Genomic DNA, 17483 nt, shown 5'->3' with positions numbered 1-17483 from the left:
TGATCGTAAATCGGTTCTACTGATCGTAATGGGGAGCGGTGACCTCTCGTGGAGAGGTCGCAGGAATTACGGATGTCGGTGGCAGCAGGCAGTATGGGCACTGAGCAGTACACCTGCCGTACCGGAGGCGTTCACGCCGAGGCCGGCCGGGTGATCATGGTCCGCAACGCGCACGAAACGCTGTTGTGGTGTGATGCTCAGGTGCCCGACCGCCTCGCACGGTTTCCGGGGCAGGCGGCCTGACCAGCAAGGATGGGGAAGCGGAAGATGGACAAGCAGCAGGAGTTCGTGCTCCGGACGTTGGAGGAGCGCGACATCCGGTTCGTACGGCTGTGGTTCACGGACGTGCTGGGCTTCCTCAAGTCCGTGGCCGTCGCCCCGGCCGAGCTTGAGCAGGCCTTCGACGAGGGGATCGGCTTCGACGGCTCCGCGATCGAGGGCTTCGCCCGTGTATACGAGTCCGACATGATCGCCAAGCCGGACCCGTCGACCTTCCAGGTCCTGCCCTGGCGCGCGGAGGCCCCCGGCACCGCCCGCATGTTCTGCGACATCCTCATGCCGGACGGCTCCCCGTCCTTCGCCGACCCGCGCTACGTCCTCAAGCGCGCGTTGTCCAAGACCTCCGACCTGGGCTTCACCTTCTACACCCACCCGGAGATCGAGTTCTTCCTGCTGAAGGACCGCCCGCTGGACGGCTCCCGCCCCACTCCCGCCGACAACTCGGGCTACTTCGACCACACCCCCACCCACGTCGGCCAGGACTTCCGCCGCCAGGCGATCACGATGCTGGAGTCGATGGGCATCTCGGTCGAGTTCTCCCACCACGAGGGCGCCCCGGGCCAGCAGGAGATCGACCTCCGGTACGCCGACGCGCTGTCCACGGCCGACAACATCATGACGTTCCGCCTGGTCATGAAGCAGGTGGCGCTGGAGCAGGGGGTCCAGGCGACCTTCATGCCGAAGCCGTTCTCCGAGCACCCCGGCAGTGGCATGCACACGCACCTCTCGCTCTTCGAGGGCGACCGCAACGCGTTCTACGAGTCGGGCTCGGAGTACCAGCTCTCCAAGGTCGGCCGCTCCTTCATCGCGGGCCTGCTGCGGCACGCGGCGGAGATCTCCGCGGTCACCAACCAGTGGGTCAACTCCTACAAGCGCATCTGGGGCGGCTCCGAGCGCACGGCCGGCGCGGGCGGCGAGGCGCCGTCGTACATCTGCTGGGGCCACAACAACCGCTCGGCCCTCGTCCGCGTCCCGATGTACAAGCCCGGCAAGACCGGCTCCGCGCGCGTCGAGGTCCGCTCACTGGACTCCGGCGCGAACCCGTACCTCGCCTACGCCGTCCTTCTCGCCGCCGGCCTCAAGGGCATCGAGGAGGGCTACGAACTGCCGCCGGGCGCCGAGGACGACGTCTGGGCCCTCTCCGACGCCGAGCGCCGCGCGATGGGCATCGAGCCGTTGCCGCAGAACCTGGGCGAGGCCCTGACGCTGATGGAGCGCAGCGATCTGGTCGCCGAGACGCTGGGCGAGCACGTCTTCGACTTCTTCCTGCGCAACAAGCGCCAGGAGTGGGAGGAGTACCGCTCCGAGGTGACCGCCTTCGAGCTGCGGAAGTCTCTGCCGGTTCTGTAGGAGGTGTTGAGGACGCCGTTTCCCCCGGCGCTGAGGGTGCCGCCCGGCGCTGATGGCGGCCGTCGGCGGCGGGGCGGTTGATCACAGGGCGTCGACCGCGATCACATCGGGCGCAGGCAGCGGTGGAGGGCCGTACTGTGCGCCAACTCCATCGCTGTCCGACCGCCTCTCCGAGCGCCTCTCCGAGCGCAAGCAGGAGCTTCTGCGAGGCAGCGGCCTGGTGGGACCGGCTGCACAAAGCGCTGGCCATGAGTGTGACGGCACGTGGACGCGTCCTGACGGTCGAAGGCCGTATCGCGGAGGGCTTCGGAGGGCTGGACGGCAAGGGTGCCGACGCCCTCGCACTCCGGCTGTGCTTCTTGTCAGCCGGCGTGGTTCAGCCGGCGACCCGCACCGCCTACTGGCGTCCGCCGGCCAGATCTGCCAGGGCCTTGTGCAACGGCTCCGTGGCCCTGCGCCGGTACTCCTGGATCGACCAGCCGTTGCCGTCCGGATCCGTGAAGTACATGAAGGTCGCGCCGTCGTCGGGGGAGTACTGGGTCGGCTCGGAGACCTCCAGGCCGCGTTCGCGCAGCTCGGCGTGGGCGGCCTTGATGTCGGCGACGCACAGCTGGAGGCCCTGGTAGGAGCCGGGTTCGGGTCTGGTCCCGCCCTTGGTGAGGTCCCAGATGCTGTCGCCGAGGGCGATGGAACAGCCGGAGCCCGGCGGGGTGAGCTGGACGATGCGCATGCCCGGCATGACCTCCTGGTCGATGTCGACGTGGAAGCCGACCTGGTCGCGGTAGAAGTCGCGGGCGCGGTCGATGTCGCTCACGGGCAGCGGGATCACTTCGAGCGTGAAGTCCATGGCTACGCCTCCTCGTCACCGCCGAACCGCCAGCGGGTCTGGCCGAACGGCTCCCCTTTACCGAAGCCGAAAACAGTGACCGGCGCCACCGAGAAGACGTACGCGTGCCCCGGCTTGTGGTCGAAGCAGCCGTTCCGTACCTCGAAGTGCCAGAAGGAGCCGTATTTCGTCTCCCAGCGGGCCGCGAGTTCGCGCAGCGCCGCGTCGTCCGTGACGCGCCGCGCCACGCCCTCGACCACCAGGTCGTAGCCCTTGTTCCAGGTGTTCGTGCCCGTGGTGAGGACGACCTGCGGGTTCTCCGCCAGGTTGCGGGCCTTGCGCTCCTCGGGGCCGGTGCAGAAGTGCAGTGCGCCGTGTGCCCGGACCGCGGGGAGCGGGGATGGGGGTCCCCCATGCCCTTAAGGCTATGGGGGAATGCGGGCGCCCGTCCGGTCGTACGGTCGAGATCCAGAACAGCTCGGCCTCGGTGAGCTGCTTGTCGGCCTCCGGCCAGGGGACCGCGGTGGCCGTCTCGTCGCTGTAGCGGGTGTCCAGTCGGGTCTGCGGGCCGGTACCGATGTCGGTACCGGTGTCGGTACCGGTGTCGGTGTCGGTGTCTGTGTGGGGCATGAGCTTCCTCCAGCCGCCGGATGTCCGAACCTCTGCAGGGCAGACCCCAGGCGGCGGCAGAACTCATCGGCGCTTCTCCGCGGCTCTGCGGTTAGGCTCAGGCGGGAACGACCTTGATCCGACAGGAGGCGGGGCATGACGGCGCCGGGGCGCAGGAGCAGCACCTTCACTCGGCTGCTGCGGCACGGTTTCACCGATCCGTCGGCCGCAGAGCGGCTTCTGGACAGCGTGGAGCTCGCGTCCCTGCGCAGCGACCCGGTGCTGCTGGAGGCGCTCGGCGCGACCGCCGACCCGGATCTCGCGCTGCACGGTCTGGTCCGGCTCGTCGAGGTGCAGCCAGGGCCCCTGGCACGGCAGGAGCTGCTCGACACGGTGATAGCGGCGAAGCCGCTGCGGGACCGGCTGCTCGGTGTGCTCGGGGCCTCCGCCGCGCTCGCCGACCACCTCGCCCGGCATCCCAGGGACTGGCAGGCGCTCGTCATGTACGAGCCGCGCGACCTCCACCCCGGGGTGGCGGAGTTCGAGCGCGGTCTCGCCGAGGCCGGCGACCCGGTCGCCCTGCGCGTCGCCTACCGGCGCTGTCTGCTGTCCATCGCGGCCCGCGACGTGTGCGGCACCACCGATGTCGCCGAGACCGCCGCCGAGCTGGCCGACCTGGCCACCGCGACCCTGCGCGCCGCCCTCGCCATCGCCCGAGCCGCCGCGCCCGACGACGCCGCCGCGTGCCGGCTCGCGGTGATCGCGATGGGCAAGTGCGGCGGCCATGAGCTGAACTACGTGTCCGACGTCGACGTGATCTTCGTGGGCGAAGCCGTCGACGGCGCCGACGAGGGCAAGGCGCTGCGCTCCGCCACCAAGCTCGCCTCGCACATGATGCGGATCTGCTCCGAGACCACCGTCGAGGGCTCGATCTGGCCCGTGGACGCCAATCTGCGGCCCGAGGGCAGAAACGGTCCCCTGGTGCGCACGCTGAGCAGCCATCTCGCCTACTACCAGCGCTGGGCCAAGACCTGGGAGTTCCAGGCGCTGCTCAAGGCCCGCCCGGTGGCCGGGGACATCGAACTCGGCGAGGAGTACGTCGCCGCCCTCGAACCGCTCGTCTGGAAGGCCGCCGAGCGCGAGAACTTCGTCGCCGACGTGCAGAAGATGCGCCGCCGGGTCGTCGAGAACATCCCGGTCGCCGAGGTCGAGCGGGAGCTGAAACTCGGTCCGGGCGGGCTGCGCGACGTCGAATTCGCCGTACAGCTGCTGCAGTTGGTGCACGGCCGGGCCGACGCGTCCCTGCGCAGCGGCACCACCCTGGACGCGCTCCAGGCGCTCGCCGCCGGCGGGTACGTCGGCCGCGCGGACGCCGTCCAGCTCGACAGCGCCTACCGCTTCCTGCGCTCCATGGAGCACCGCATCCAGCTCTACCGGCTGCGCCGCACCCACCTCGTCCCCGACGACGAGGCCGACCAGCGCCGCATCGGCCGCTCGCTGGGCCTGCGCACCGATCCGGTCGCCGAGCTGAACCGCGAGTGGAAGCGGCACGGGAGTGTCGTACGACGGCTGCACGAGAAGCTCTTCTACCGGCCGCTGCTCGACGCCGTCGCCCAACTCGCCCCCGGCGAAGCACGGTTGAGCCCCGAGGCGGCCCGCGAACGGCTGGTCGCCCTCGGCTACGCCGACCCGGCCGCCGCCCTGCGCCATCTGGAGGCGCTGGCCTCCGGCGTCACCCGCAAGGCCGCGATCCAGCGCACCCTGCTGCCGGTGCTGCTCGGCTGGTTCGCCGACTCCGCCGACCCGGACGCGGGACTGCTCAACTTCCGCAACGTGTCGGACGCGTTGGGCAAGACGCCCTGGTATCTGAGGCTGCTGCGCGATGAAGGCGCCGCCGCCGAGAATCTCGCCCGTGTGCTGTCCGCCGGCCGCCTCGCGCCCGACCTGCTGATGCGTGCGCCGGAAGCGGTGGCGCTGCTCGGCGACGGTGACGGCGGTGGCCTCGACCCCCGCTCCCACGCCCACCTGGAACAGGAGATCCTCGCCGCGGTGGGCCGTGCCGACGGCGCCGTCCAGGGGGTCACGGCCGCCCGCGGCGTCCGCCGCCGCGAGCTGTTCCGTACGGCCGCCGCCGACATCGTGGGCTCGTACGGCACCGAGGCCCAGCCCGCCGAGGCCGATCAGGGCGCCCTGGTGGACCGGGTCGGCGGCGCGATCTCCGACCTCACGGCCGCGACCCTCGCCGGCACTCTGCGGGCCGTCGTCCGCGAGGGCTGGGGCGACGAACTGCCCACCCGGTTCGCGGTCATCGGCATGGGCCGCTTCGGCGGGCACGAACTCGGCTACGGCTCCGACGCGGACGTCCTGTTCGTGCACGAGCCCCGCGCGGGCGTCGAGGAGCGGGAGGCCGCGGACGCCGCGAACAAGGTCGTCTCCGAGATGCGGCGACTGCTCCAGATCCCGAGCGCCGATCCGCCGCTGCTGATCGACGCCGACCTGCGACCGGAGGGCAAGTCCGGGCCGCTCGTACGGACGTTGAAGTCGTACGAGGCCTACTACCGCCGCTGGTCCCTGGTCTGGGAGTCGCAGGCGCTGCTGCGGGCCGAAGTCGTCGCCGGTGACCAGGACCTGGGGCGGCGCTTCATCGAGCTGATCGACCCGCTGCGGTACCCGGCGGAGGGACTCGGCGACGACGCCGTCCGTGAGATCCGGCGCCTGAAGGCCCGTATGGAGTCCGAGCGGATGCCGCGCGGAGCCGACCCGAAGCTGCACACCAAGCTCGGGCCCGGCGGCCTCTCCGACGTCGAATGGACCGTCCAGCTCTTCCAGCTGCGGCACGGCTGGGCCGAGCCGGGCCTGCGCACCACCCGCACCCGCGAGGCCCTCGCCGCCGCCTGCGCCGCCGGACTCGTCTCCGGCGAGGACGCGGCCACCCTGGACGAGGCGTGGGTGCTGGCGACACGGGTGCGGAACGCGGTGATGCTGGTGCGCGGGCGAGCGGGCGACACGTTCCCGTCGCACGGGCGGGAACTGGCGGCGGTGGGGCGCTACCTGGGGTATGGGCCCGGACACGTCGGCGACATGCTCGACGCGTACCGGCGTACGGCGAGGCGGGCGCGGAGCGTGGTGGAGGAGCTGTTCTACGGGGCGTGACCGGCCCGTAGCCCACGGCGGGGACGCCGGGCTGGGGTGGCGGCCACGGCGACCGCGCTGACCGGTGTGGCTGCGTTTCGCGTCCTGAGGCTGTGGGGGCGGCGGCTGCCTGCCGGCACCGTGTTTCGCGCCCTGGCGCATGCGGGAGCGGACGCCGACGGCCTGGTGCCGGGCTGGTCGCCGTGCAGGGCCTGGCCGGCGGCACGGGTGGGTCGGCCGGGTCAGGTACTCCAGTTCGGGACCGTCGAGGGCGGCAAGGCGTGGCTGGAGCGCGCGGACTGGCACGGGCAGGGGACGGCAGGACGGCGTTCTGGCCGGGTCCGGCCGCGGCCGCCGGCCGCCGTACGGCAGCGGCGTGGACCCGGCGACCGCTCCCGCGGACGAAGTGGCTCAGGCTCCCGTACGACTGACGGTGACCGGCGGTCACGTCATGTACCGGGCCTGAGCGGACTTGGTGAAGTGGAACTGCGGTTCGGCAACGCCCAAGGGGCGCGGGGAACTGCGCGACCAGCGACGACGGGCCCGCAGACGCACGACGGCATAGCGCGGCACTTCCAGCGGAACGCCTGGCGGACAGGCGGGTGCCGCTACACCTTGCCGGGCAGCAGTGCCCGGCGCGGCGGCACCAGCCGCGGCAGGGAGTACGGCAACGTGCCGTACCAGACCCGTGCCACCGTGTAGCCGAAGGCGAGGCACATCAGGCCGCCGACGGCGTCCAGCCAGAAGTGGTTGGCGGTGGCGACGATCACGACGAGGGTGGCCATCGGGTAGAGCAGGCCCAGGACCCGGACCCACGGGACCGAGGCCAGCGCGAAGATCGTCAGGCCGCACCAGACCGACCAGCCGATGTGCATCGACGGCATCGCGGCGTACTGGTTCGACACGTTCTTCAGGTCGCCGGAGGCCATCGAACCCCAGGTGTCGTGGACCATCACCGTGTCGATGAAGCTCTGGCCGTTCATGAGCCGCGGCGGGGCGAGCGGATACAGGTAGTAACCGACGAGGGCCACGCCCGTCGTCGCGAAGAGCACCATCCGGGTCGCCGCATAGCGGCCGGGATGACTGCGGAACAGCCACACGAGGACACCCAGAGTGACCACGAAGTGCAGTGTCGCGTAGTAGTAGTTCATGCCGACGATGAGCCAAGTCACCGAATTCACGGTGTGGTTGACCGATTCTTCGACGGCGATGCCGAGGTTTTCCTCCAGCCGCCAGAGCCAGTCGGCGTTGCTCAGAGCCTGTCCCCTTTGTTCCGGGACGGCGTTGCGGATCAGTGAGTACGTCCAGTAACTCACCGCGATCAGAAGGATCTCGAACCACAGCCGGGGCTGACGCGGAACGCGCAGGCCGCTCAGCCGCCCGGGCCTCGTTTCGACCGTGACAGGGTGCGGAACGGCCTCCTCGCGGCCTTCCTCTGCGGTCGTCACGGTCGTGTCACCCATGGGCACAAAGTCTGCCAGAAAAGCCACCCCCGTCCGATCATCCCCCGGTCGGGTTCAATCCGCACGTTCTACGACGACCGTAGGCCGCTCTCTCCTACCAGCGCACTGCCACTGAAGGCAGTTCTCCGACTCAGGGACGATTCCGGTCCCCGGTCCTCTCCCCAGGCGCCGAAGCCGTGGAACCGCGCACCACCAGCTCCGGCATGAACACGAACTCACTGTGCGGCGCGGGCGTCCCCCCGATCTCCTCCAGCAACGTCCGCACCGCAGCCTGCCCCATCGCCGGGACCGGCTTGCGGACCGTTGTCAGGGGCGGGTCGGTGAACGCGATCAGCGGGGAGTCGTCGAAGCCCACCACCGAGATGTCCCGGGGGACTTCCAGGCCGTGCTGCCGTGCCGCCCGTATCGCGCCCAGCGCCATCATGTCGCTGGCGCACACCACCGCCGTACAGCCGCGCCCGATCAGCGCGGTGGCCGCCGCCTGGCCGCCCTCCAGCGTGTAGAGGGAGTGCTGGATCAGCTCCGACTCGATCGTGTCCGCGGCCAGCCCGAGCTGGTCCTGCATCGCGCGGACGAAGCCTTCGATCTTCCGCTGGACCGGCACGAACCGCTTGGGGCCGAGCGCGAGACCGATCCGGGTGTGGCCCAGCGACACCAGATGCGTGACCGCCAGGGTCATCGCCGCGCGGTCGTCCGGCGAGATGAACGGTGCCTGCACCTTGGGGGAGAAGCCGTCGACGAGCACGAACGGCACGCCCTGCGCGCGCAGCTGCTCGTAGCGCTGCATGTCGGCGTTGGTGTCCGCGTGCAGTCCGGAGACGTAGATGATCCCGGCGACGCCCCGGTCGACGAGCATCTCGGTCAGCTCGTCCTCCGTCGAACCCCCCGGGGTCTGGGTGGCCAGGACCGGTGTGTAGCCCTGCCGCGTCAGCGCCTGGCCGATCACCTGGGCCAGGGCCGGGAATATCGGGTTCTCCAGCTCCGGGGTGATCAGGCCCACCAGGCCCTCGCTGCGCTGCCGCAGCCGCACGGGACGCTCGTAGCCGAGTACGTCCAGTGCGGCCAGCACGGACTGGCGGGTGGTGGCGGCGACGCCCGGCTTGCCGTTGAGGACGCGGCTGACGGTCGCCTCGCTCACCCCCGCCTGAGCGGCGATGTCGGCAAGCCGTGTGGTCACGGGAGTGGACTGTACCGGCCGCCCCTCGCCTTGCGCACCAATCAGGCGCCGGGCGCGGACGGTTGACCGGCGCGGTGCGGGTTGCTGCGACATGGCGTCCTCTCGGGAAACGAACGGCAAGAGCTTGCAGAGTCTTGCACAACACTGTGCGTGCCCGCTCAACCCCGCAGAACAACAGTCTCACAACGGTCTCGCAGCGGTCGACGGCAGGTCACATCCGGGTAACTGCGGAGATGTCTTGCACTTTTTTGCTGCAAGACCTTTCGCCGCGCTTACATCGCTGTTACGTTCTCGACGCCCGGCCGCCGCGACGGCGCAGTCGGCAAGTCGGCTCGGCAAGTCGGCAAGTCGGCAGGAGCGGCAGACGGGACCGCCCCTGCGGCCCCGTCGACCCACTCGGGCTCAACCCTCAAGGAGAACTCATGCGGCGTGGCATAGCGGCCACCGCGCTGGTGGCGTCTTTCGCCCTCGCGGCGACGGCCTGCGGCGGAGACAGCGACAGCGGCGACGAGGCCGACGGTCCGGTCACCATCACCTGGTGGGACACCTCCAACGCCACCAATGAGGCGCCGGCGTACCAGGCCTTGGTCAAGGAGTTCGAGGCCGCCAACAAGGACATCAAGGTCAACTACGTCAACGTCCCCTTCGACCAGGCGCAGAACAAGTTCGACACCGCCGCCGGTGCCAGCGGCGCCCCGGACGTGCTGCGCTCCGAGGTCGGCTGGACGCCCGCCTTCGCCAAGAACGGCTACCTCCTGCCGCTGGACGGCACCGAGGCCCTCGCCGACGAGAGCGCGTTCCAGCCCAGCCTGATCGAGCAGGCCAAGTACGAGGGCCAGACGTACGGCGTGCCGATCGTCACCGACACCCTCGCGCTGGTCTACAACAAGGAGCTCTACGAGAAGGCGGGCGTCGAGCCGCCGAAGACCTGGGACGAGCTGAAGACGTCCGCCGCCACGATCAAGGACAAGACCGGCGTCGACGGCTACTGGGGCTCCACCCAGGCCTACTACGCCCAGTCGTTCCTCTACGGTGAGGGCACCGACACGGTCGACGCCGAGGCCGAGAAGATCACCGTCGACTCGCCGGAGGCGCAGCAGGCGTACGGCACCTGGCTGGGCCTCTTCGACGGCAAGGGCCTGCACAAGGCCGACACCACCGCCGACGCCTACGCCCACATCCAGGACGCGTTCGTCAACGGCGAGGTCGCCTCGATCCTCCAGGGCCCGTGGGAGATCACGAACTTCTACAAGGGCTCCGCGTTCAAGGACAAGGAGAACCTGGGCATCGCCACCGTCCCGGCCGGCTCGACCGGCAAGGCGGGCGCCCCGACCGGCGGCCACAACCTCTCCGTGTACGCCGGCTCCAGCGAGTCGAAGCAGCAGGCCGCGCTGAAGTTCGTGAACTTCATGACCTCGGCGAAGTCCCAGGAGACCGTCGCCCTGGCGAACTCCACCCTGCCGACCCGCGACGACGCCTACACCGCCGAGGTCAAGGCCGACCCGGGCATCGCCGGCTACCAGAGCGTCCTCCCCGCCGCCCAGCCGCGCCCCGCGCTGCCCGAGTACAGCTCCCTCTGGGGCCCGCTGGACACCGAGCTGCCCAAGATCGCCAGTGGCAAGGAGTCCCTGGACGAGGGCCTGAGCACGGCCGAGACCGCGATCGCCAAGCTGGTGCCCGACTTCAGCAAGTGACCCCGGGTGGCCGTCGGATCCGCCTGACGCGGGGGACGGATCCGACGGCCACCGGCCTGTGCGTCGTAACCTTCGAGCTTCCAGAAAGTGCCGAACATGACAGTCGCCGTCCAGCGCCTGAAGCACAGCTACCAGAAGTACTGGTACGCCTACGCCATGATCGCCCCCGTGGTGATCGTGCTCGGCGTCCTCGTGCTGTATCCGCTCGCGTACGGTTTCTACCTGACGCTCACCGACGCCAACAGCCTCAACACCGGGCGCACGATCGGCGTCAACGAGATCGAGGCCACCTACAAGTTCATCGGCTTCGACAACTACGCCGACATCCTGTGGGGCGAGACCGCCTACGACCGCTTCTGGTCGCACTTCATCTGGACGGTCTTCTGGACGGCGGCCTGCGTCGCCCTGCACTACAGCGTCGGCCTCGGCCTGGCGCTGCTGCTCAACCAGAAGCTGCGCGGCCGCACCTTCTACCGGCTGATCCTGATCCTGCCGTGGGCCGTGCCGACCTTCGTCACCGTCTTCGGCTGGCGGTTCATGCTCGCGGACGGCGGCATCATCAACTCCGCGCTGGAGACGCTCCATCTGCCGACGCCGCTGTGGCTGGAGGACACCTTCTGGCAGCGGTTCGCCGCGATCATGGTCAACACGTGGTGCGGTGTGCCGTTCATGATGGTCTCGCTGCTCGGCGGACTGCAGTCCATCGACTCGACGCTGTACGAGGCCGCGGAGATGGACGGCGCGAGCGCCTGGCAGCGGTTCCGGTACGTCACCCTGCCCGGCCTGAGGTCCGTCAGCTCCACCGTCGTACTGCTCGGCATCATCTGGACCTTCAACCAGTTCGCGATCATCTTCCTGCTGTTCGGCGACACCGCCCCGGACGCCCAGATCCTCGTCACCTGGGCCTACTACCTCGGCTTCGGACAGCAGCCGCGCGACTTCGCGCAGTCGGCGGCCTACGGCATGCTGCTGCTTGCCATCCTGATCGTCTTCACCTCCTTCTACCGCCGCTGGCTGAACCGCAACGACCAGCAGCTCGCGATCTGAGGCGGGAGCCCTCATGAGCACTACGACCGTCAAGACGTCCGCTCCGGCCGATCAGCCCCCCACGTCCGGCACACCCCGCTCGGTGCGCCGGCGCGGCGAGCGCGGTCGCGGCGCGTCCCTCGCGTCCCACGGCATCCTGATCGTCGCGAGCCTGATCGCGCTCTTCCCGATCGCCTGGCTGGTCTTCCTCTCCCTCGGCCCGGACAAGGACGACTATCTGCACCCCGGGGAGATCTGGGGGAAGATGACGTTCGACAACTACTCGTTCGTCCTGTCGGACACGAACTTCTTCGACTGGCTGCGCAGTTCGCTGATCGTCTCGCTGGGCGCCACGGTGATCGGTGTGCTCCTCGCCGCCACCACCGGGTACGCCGTCTCCCGGATGCGCTTCCCCGGCTACAAGAAGTTCATGTGGGTGCTCCTGGTCACCCAGATGTTCCCGGTGGCCGTGCTCATGGTGCCGATGTACCAGATCCTGTCGGAGCTGAAGCTCATCGACAGCTACGGCGGCCTCGTCCTCGTCTATTTGACGACGACGGTGCCGTACTGCGCCTGGCTGCTCAAGGGCTACTTCGACACCATCCCGTTCGAGATCGACGAGGCCGGACGCGTCGACGGGCTGACCCCCTTCGGCACGTTCGCGCGGCTGATCCTGCCGCTCGCCAGGCCGGGGCTGGCCGTGGCCGCGTTCTACAGCTTCATCACCGCGTTCGGCGAGGTCGCGTTCGCTTCGACGTTCATGCTGACCGACACGAAGTACACGCTGGCGGTCGGGTTGCAGAGCTTCGTCAGCGAGCACGACGCGCAGCGGAACCTGATGGCTGCGACGGCTGTGCTGATCGCGATACCCGCAGCTGCGTTCTTCTATCTCGTGCAGAAGCACCTGGTGACCGGGCTTACCGCCGGTGGCACGAAGGGGTGAGCCCTGCCGTCGTGTGGCCGCGGCGCCGTTGCGGCTGGTCGCGCCCACGCGGCGGAGCCGCATATCGGTACAGCCCCGCGCCCCTTTGGGGCGCGTTGCACCACCCGGAAACCCGAGGCGGCCGCGGTGTCCTTCCGACCCCGCCGGCACCGCGGCCGTCTCGTCATACACGCCCGATGACCCCGTTATCGATCAAGGACGCCATGAGCCAGTACTCCGCCGACCCGGCCGACAACTCCGCCCTCGCCACCGTCGCCCAGCGCAGCGACTGGTGGCGGGACGCGGTGATCTACCAGGTCTATCCGCGCAGCTTCGCCGACAGCAACGGCGACGGCATGGGGGACCTGGAGGGCGTACGATCCCGGCTGCCGTATCTGCGCGATCTCGGCATCGACGCCGTGTGGTTGAGCCCCTTCTACGCCTCCCCGCAGGCCGACGCCGGTTACGACGTCGCCGACTACCGGGCCGTGGACCCGATGTTCGGCAATCTCCTCGACGCCGACGCCCTGATCCGCGACGCCCATGAGCTGGGAGTCAGGATCATCGTCGACCTGGTGCCCAACCACTCCTCCGACCAGTACGAGTGGTTCAGGCGGGCGGTCGCGGAGGGGCCGGGTTCCCCGCTGCGGGACCGGTACCACTTCCGCCCGGGCAAGGGGGAGAACGGAGAACTCCCGCCCAACGACTGGGAGTCGATCTTCGGCGGGCCCGCGTGGACCCGGGTGCCCGACGGTGAGTGGTACCTGCATCTCTTCGCGCCGGAGCAGCCCGACTTCAACTGGGAACACCCGGCCGTCGGGGACGAGTTCCGCTCGATCCTGCGCTTCTGGCTGGACATGGGCGTCGACGGCTTCCGTGTCGACGTGGCGCACGGGCTGGTGAAGGCGGACGGACTGCCGGACCTTGGTGCCCACGACCAAGTGAAGCTGCTGGGCAACGATGTCATGCCGTTCTTCGACCAGGACGGCGTGCATGTGATCTACCGCCAGTGGCGGACGATCCTGGACGAGTACGCGGGGGACAGGATCTTCGTCGCCGAAGCCTGGACGCCGACCGTCGAGCGCACGGCGAACTACGTCCGCCCGGACGAGCTGCACCAGGCCTTCAACTTCCAGTACCTGAGCACGGGTTGGGACGCGGAGGAACTGCGCACGGTCATCGACCGCACCCTTCAGGCCATGCGTCCGGTGGGCGCCCCCGCCACCTGGGTCCTGTCCAACCACGACGTCACCCGCCATGCGACCCGCTTCGCCAACCCCCCGGGTCTCGGCACCCAGATCCGCTCGGCGGGCGACCGCGAACTGGGTCTTCGCCGCGCCCGCGCCGCCACCCTGCTCATGCTGGCGCTGCCCGGTTCGGCGTACGTCTACCAGGGCGAGGAGCTGGGACTCCCGGACGTCGTCGACCTGCCCGACGAGGTCCGCCAGGATCCCGCCTACTTCCGCGGCGCCGGCCAGGACGGCTTCCGTGACGGCTGCCGGGTGCCGATCCCGTGGACGCGTACGGGACCGTCGTACGGCTTCGGCGCGGGCGGCAGCTGGCTGCCCCAGCCCGACGGATGGGGGGAGTTGAGCATCGAGGCCCAGACGGGCGTCGCCGGCTCGACCCTGGAGCTGTACCGCGCCGCCCTCGCCGCCCGCCGCGAACAGCCCGACCTGGGCGCGGGCGACGCGGTGGAGTGGCTGCGCGCGCCCGAGGGCGTCCTGGCCTTCCGGCGCGGGGAGTTCGTGTGCGTGGCCAACACCGGCGGTGAGTCGGTGACGGTGCCCGCGCACGGTCGCGTGCTGCTCGCCAGCGGTGAGGTGACGGAGACGGACGGCGAGGCGAAGGTGCCGGGGGACACGACCGTCTGGTGGACCACCGCCTGACGGCTGCCGTCCGACTGCGCTGAAAGTTCTTGCATCAACTTCACACGGCCCGCTGCCATTTCAGGCAGCGGGCCTTTAACATCTCCGTCACCCGCAAGTTGCTGAAAGATTCAGCAACTTCCTTCAACGGAGAAGGACCCCCACATGGCAAAGAGCAGAACACTTTCAGGCGCGCTCGCGCTCGCCGCCGCAGCCGCCGTCATGGCGACCCCCGGCACCGCGTACGCCTCCCCGCCCGGCACCAAGGACGTCACCGCGGTGATGTTCGAGTGGAACTTCGCCTCGGTGGCCCGGGAGTGCACCAACACCCTCGGCCCCGCCGGTTACGGCTACGTCCAGGTCTCCCCGCCCGCCGAGCACATACAGGGTTCGCAGTGGTGGACGTCGTACCAGCCGGTGAGCTACCGGATCGCGGGACGGCTGGGTGACCGCGCCGCCTTCCAGAACATGGTCGACACCTGCCACGCGGCGGGAGTGAACGTCGTCGTCGACACGGTGATCAACCACATGTCGGCGGGGAGCGGCACGGGCACCGGCGGCTCGTCGTACACGAAGTACGACTACCCGGGCCTGTACTCCTCACCCGACTTCGACGACTGCACCTCCCAGGTCTCCAACTACCAGGACCGCTGGAACGTCCAGCACTGCGAGCTGGTGGGCCTCGCCGACCTCGACACGAGTGAGGACTACGTCCGCGGCGCCATCGCCGGCTACATGAACGACCTGCTCTCGCTCGGCGTCGACGGCTTCCGCATCGACGCGGCCAAGCACATCGACGCCGCCGACCTCGCCAACATCAAGTCACGGCTGAGCGATCCGTCGGTGTACTGGAAGCAGGAGGCCATCTACGGCAGCGGGGAGGCCGTCCAGCCCACCGAGTACACGGGCAACGGCGACGTCCAGGAGTTCCGCTACGCCTACGACCTCAAGCGCGTCTTCAACAACGAGAACCTCGCCTACCTGAAGAACTACGGCGAGGGCTGGGGCTACATGAGCAGCGGTGTCTCCGGTGTCTTCGTCGACAACCACGACACCGAGCGCAACGGCTCCACCCTCAGCTACAAGGACAACGCGAACTACACGCTGGCCAACGTATTCATGCTCGCCTACCCCTACGGCGCCCCGGACATCAACTCCGGCTACGAGTGGTCGGACACCGACGCGGGCCCGCCCAACGGCGGTTCCGTGAACGCCTGCTGGCAGGACGGCTGGAAGTGCCAGCACGCCTGGCCGGAGATCATGAGCATGGTCGCCTTCCGCAACGCCACCCGCGGCGAGGCCGTCACCGGCTGGTGGGACAACGGCGCCGACGCGATCGCCTTCGGGCGGGGCGCCAAGGGGTACGTCGCCATCAACCACGAGTCGGGCAGCCTGAGCCGGACGTACCAGACGTCGCTGCCGGCCGGGACGTACTGCGATGTGCAGAGCGACACGACGGTGACCGTGAACTCCAGCGGCCAGTTCACCGCCACCCTGGGCTCCAACACCGCCCTGGCGATCTACGCGGGCAAGTCGAGCTGCTGACCACCGCAGGACAGGGTGCGGGTCCGGAGGCCGTCAGGGGCCTCCGGACCGAATCACCGCTCGTCGGCGCCGACCAGCGCACGGACCTCGAACTCCTGGTACACCTGCGGTTCCTGGGGTCTGCTCAGCACGGACCCGAGCCAGCCCAGCAGGAAGCCCGCCGGGATCGACACGATGCCGGGGTTCTGCAGCGGGAACCAGGCGAAGTCGGAATCCGGGTAGACCGAGCTGGGGGTGGAGGAGATGACCGGCGAGAACACCACGAGGAGCACCGAGCAGCTCAATCCGCCATACAGGCTCAGCAGCGCGCCGCGTGCGGTGAAGCCCTTCCAGAACAGGCTGTAGACGATCGTCGGCAGGATGGCGGACGCCGCGATCGCGAAGGCCAGGAACGCCAGCGTGGCGGTGCTCGTGCCCCAGGACAGCAGGGCCAGCATCATGCCCATGATGCCGATGGCGGCCGCTGCGAGCCGGGCAACGGTCACCTCCTCCCGCTCCGTCGCCTTCCCCTTGCGGATCACCGCGCCGTAGAGGTCGTGGGCGATGGAGGAGGCCCCGGCGAGTGTGAGTCCGCCGGCCACTCCGAGCAGCGTGACGAAGGCCAGGCTGGACAGGAGTGCCGCGAGTACGGGGCCGCCGAGTTCGTACCCGAGCAGCAGCACCGCCGCGTCGCCCTTGGGGTCGACGTCCACGATCTCCCCCCGGCCCACGACCGCCGTGGCGCCCAGGCCCAGCACGCCCGCCATCAGACAGACGAAGCCGATCAGTCCCACGGCCCATACCACCGAGCTGCGCAGGACACGCGTTTTGCGCGGGGCGAGCAGCCGCATCATGATGTGCGGCAGCGCGGCGAGACCGAGCACGATGGCCAGTTGCAGGCTGAAGAAGTCCAGCTTGTTGGTGGTGGTCCCGCCGTATCGCAGCCCGGGGCCGAGGAAGCGGTCGCCCAGGGCGCTGTTGCCGGCGGCGGACGACAGCAGGTTGTCGATGTTCCAGCTGAAGTGGTGCAGGACCAGGATGGCGGTGCCCCCCACCCCGGCGACCAGCATCACGGCCTTGACCACCTGGATGACCGTGGCACCCGGCATACCGCCGATCGCCGCGTACACCACCACCATGGAACCGATGACCACCACGCACATCGTCCGGACCGTCCCGCTGGGGGCGCCGGTGAACTGCGCCAACAGGGCTATGCTGCCGACGAGTTGGGCTACCAGGTACAGAAGGCAAACGGCCAGTGTGCACAAAACGAGCGCCAGGCGGACCGACCGCTGTCCCTGCGACAGCCGCAGCGCCAGGTTGTCGCCCAGCGTGAACTTGCCGGAGTTGCGCAGGGGTTCCGCGATCATCAGCAGTGCCATCATCCAGGCGACCACCGTGCCGCCCAGATAGAGCAGACCGTCGTAGCCGGTCAGCGCGACGACTCCCGTACTGCCCAGCAGTGTCGCGGCCGACAGGTAGTCACCACACATGGCGAGCCCGTTGCGCAGCGGCGACATGTCACGGTTGCCGAGGTAGAACTCGCCGATCTCGTCCCGCTGCGGGGCCGTGAGCAGCACCGTGAAAAGGGTGATCACGGCGACAGACATGAA

10 protein-coding genes and 2 pseudogenes are annotated in these 17483 nt (G+C 69.4%); 7 read left to right on the top strand and 5 right to left on the bottom strand.

Translation table 11 applies throughout. The features are described from left to right. Positions 1-267: 267 nt before the first annotated feature. A complete protein-coding gene (gene glnA2 / locus GFH49_RS07805) occupies positions 268-1629 on the top strand; it encodes a gamma-glutamylpolyamine synthetase GlnA2 (RefSeq protein ID WP_155055051.1) in 1362 nt (453 codons plus the stop codon). A 397-nt stretch (positions 1630-2026) separates the two neighbouring features. Here the strand turns inward: glnA2 and GFH49_RS07800 are convergent, their stop codons facing one another. Together GFH49_RS07800 and GFH49_RS07795 are read right to left on the bottom strand one after the other, a co-directional pair. After that, positions 2027-2476: a VOC family protein gene (locus tag GFH49_RS07800; RefSeq protein WP_155055050.1), complete on the bottom strand. Its 450-nt coding sequence runs from the start codon at positions 2474-2476 to the stop codon at positions 2027-2029. Between the two features lie 2 nt (positions 2477-2478). Continuing rightward, a pseudogene (locus tag GFH49_RS07795) lies at positions 2479-3085 on the bottom strand (pyridoxamine 5'-phosphate oxidase family protein). Positions 3086-3220: 135 nt separating this feature from the next. On the opposite strand from GFH49_RS07795, the gene GFH49_RS07790 reads away from it, so the two are divergent. Next, the gene (locus GFH49_RS07790; RefSeq protein ID WP_155055049.1) at positions 3221-6217 is read left to right on the top strand and encodes a bifunctional [glutamine synthetase] adenylyltransferase/[glutamine synthetase]-adenylyl-L-tyrosine phosphorylase; all 2997 of its coding nucleotides are present in this window, start codon (positions 3221-3223) and stop codon (positions 6215-6217) included. 587 nt (positions 6218-6804) lie between these two features. Here the strand turns inward: GFH49_RS07790 and GFH49_RS07780 are convergent. Both GFH49_RS07780 and GFH49_RS07775 read right to left on the bottom strand, forming a co-directional pair. After that, a complete protein-coding gene (locus tag GFH49_RS07780; protein ID WP_155055047.1) occupies positions 6805-7659 on the bottom strand; it encodes a phosphatase PAP2 family protein in 855 nt (284 codons plus the stop codon). 130 nt (positions 7660-7789) lie between these two features. Next, positions 7790-8836, bottom strand: a complete 1047-nt coding sequence (locus GFH49_RS07775; RefSeq protein ID WP_268867473.1) for a LacI family DNA-binding transcriptional regulator — start codon at positions 8834-8836, stop codon at positions 7790-7792. Positions 8837-9258: 422 nt separating this feature from the next. On the opposite strand from GFH49_RS07775, the gene GFH49_RS07770 reads away from it, so the two are divergent. The 5 genes and pseudogenes from GFH49_RS07770 to GFH49_RS07750 all read left to right on the top strand — a co-directional run bounded on the left by GFH49_RS07770 (position 9259) and on the right by GFH49_RS07750 (position 15891). Further along, positions 9259-10530 (top strand): extracellular solute-binding protein, encoded by a 1272-nt coding sequence (locus GFH49_RS07770; protein WP_155055045.1) that lies wholly within the window; start codon positions 9259-9261, stop codon positions 10528-10530. 114 nt (positions 10531-10644) lie between these two features. Then, positions 10645-11577: pseudogene (locus tag GFH49_RS07765) on the top strand (carbohydrate ABC transporter permease); the annotation flags it as partial. 13 nt (positions 11578-11590) lie between these two features. Continuing rightward, positions 11591-12499: a sugar ABC transporter permease gene (locus GFH49_RS07760; protein ID WP_155055043.1), complete on the top strand. Its 909-nt coding sequence runs from the start codon at positions 11591-11593 to the stop codon at positions 12497-12499. Positions 12500-12702: 203 nt separating this feature from the next. Continuing rightward, on the top strand, positions 12703-14367 hold the full coding sequence (locus tag GFH49_RS07755; protein WP_155055042.1) for a glycoside hydrolase family 13 protein: 1665 nt from the start codon (positions 12703-12705) through the stop codon (positions 14365-14367). Between the two features lie 144 nt (positions 14368-14511). Next, on the top strand, positions 14512-15891 hold the full coding sequence (locus GFH49_RS07750; protein ID WP_155055041.1) for an alpha-amylase: 1380 nt from the start codon (positions 14512-14514) through the stop codon (positions 15889-15891). A 53-nt stretch (positions 15892-15944) separates the two neighbouring features. Here GFH49_RS07750 and GFH49_RS07745 read toward each other — a convergent pair whose 3' ends face one another. Then, on the bottom strand, positions 15945-17480 hold the full coding sequence (locus GFH49_RS07745) for a solute symporter family protein (protein ID WP_155055113.1): 1536 nt from the start codon (positions 17478-17480) through the stop codon (positions 15945-15947). Between the last annotated feature and the right edge of the window lie 3 nt (positions 17481-17483).

The organism is Streptomyces blattellae (assembly GCF_009709555.1).
GTDB classification, from domain to species: Bacteria; Actinomycetota; Actinomycetes; order Streptomycetales; family Streptomycetaceae; genus Streptomyces; species Streptomyces blattellae.
This window is presented reverse-complemented; position numbering and strand designations above follow the sequence as displayed.

What these genes read in the sequence shown, in the direction of transcription:
- glnA2 (WP_155055051.1), top strand. Translation starts at nt 268, where the DNA reads ATGGACAAGCAGCAGGAGTTCGTGCTCCGGACGTTGGAGGAGCGCGAC.
- GFH49_RS07800 (WP_155055050.1), bottom strand. Translation starts at nt 2,476, where the DNA reads ATGGACTTCACGCTCGAAGTGATCCCGCTGCCCGTGAGCGACATCGAC.
- GFH49_RS07790 (WP_155055049.1), top strand. Translation starts at nt 3,221, where the DNA reads ATGACGGCGCCGGGGCGCAGGAGCAGCACCTTCACTCGGCTGCTGCGG.
- GFH49_RS07780 (WP_155055047.1), bottom strand. Translation starts at nt 7,659, where the DNA reads ATGGGTGACACGACCGTGACGACCGCAGAGGAAGGCCGCGAGGAGGCC.
- GFH49_RS07770 (WP_155055045.1), top strand. Translation starts at nt 9,259, where the DNA reads ATGCGGCGTGGCATAGCGGCCACCGCGCTGGTGGCGTCTTTCGCCCTC.
- GFH49_RS07760 (WP_155055043.1), top strand. Translation starts at nt 11,591, where the DNA reads ATGAGCACTACGACCGTCAAGACGTCCGCTCCGGCCGATCAGCCCCCC.
- GFH49_RS07755 (WP_155055042.1), top strand. Translation starts at nt 12,703, where the DNA reads ATGAGCCAGTACTCCGCCGACCCGGCCGACAACTCCGCCCTCGCCACC.
- GFH49_RS07750 (WP_155055041.1), top strand. Translation starts at nt 14,512, where the DNA reads ATGGCAAAGAGCAGAACACTTTCAGGCGCGCTCGCGCTCGCCGCCGCA.
- GFH49_RS07745 (WP_155055113.1), bottom strand. Translation starts at nt 17,480, where the DNA reads ATGTCTGTCGCCGTGATCACCCTTTTCACGGTGCTGCTCACGGCCCCG.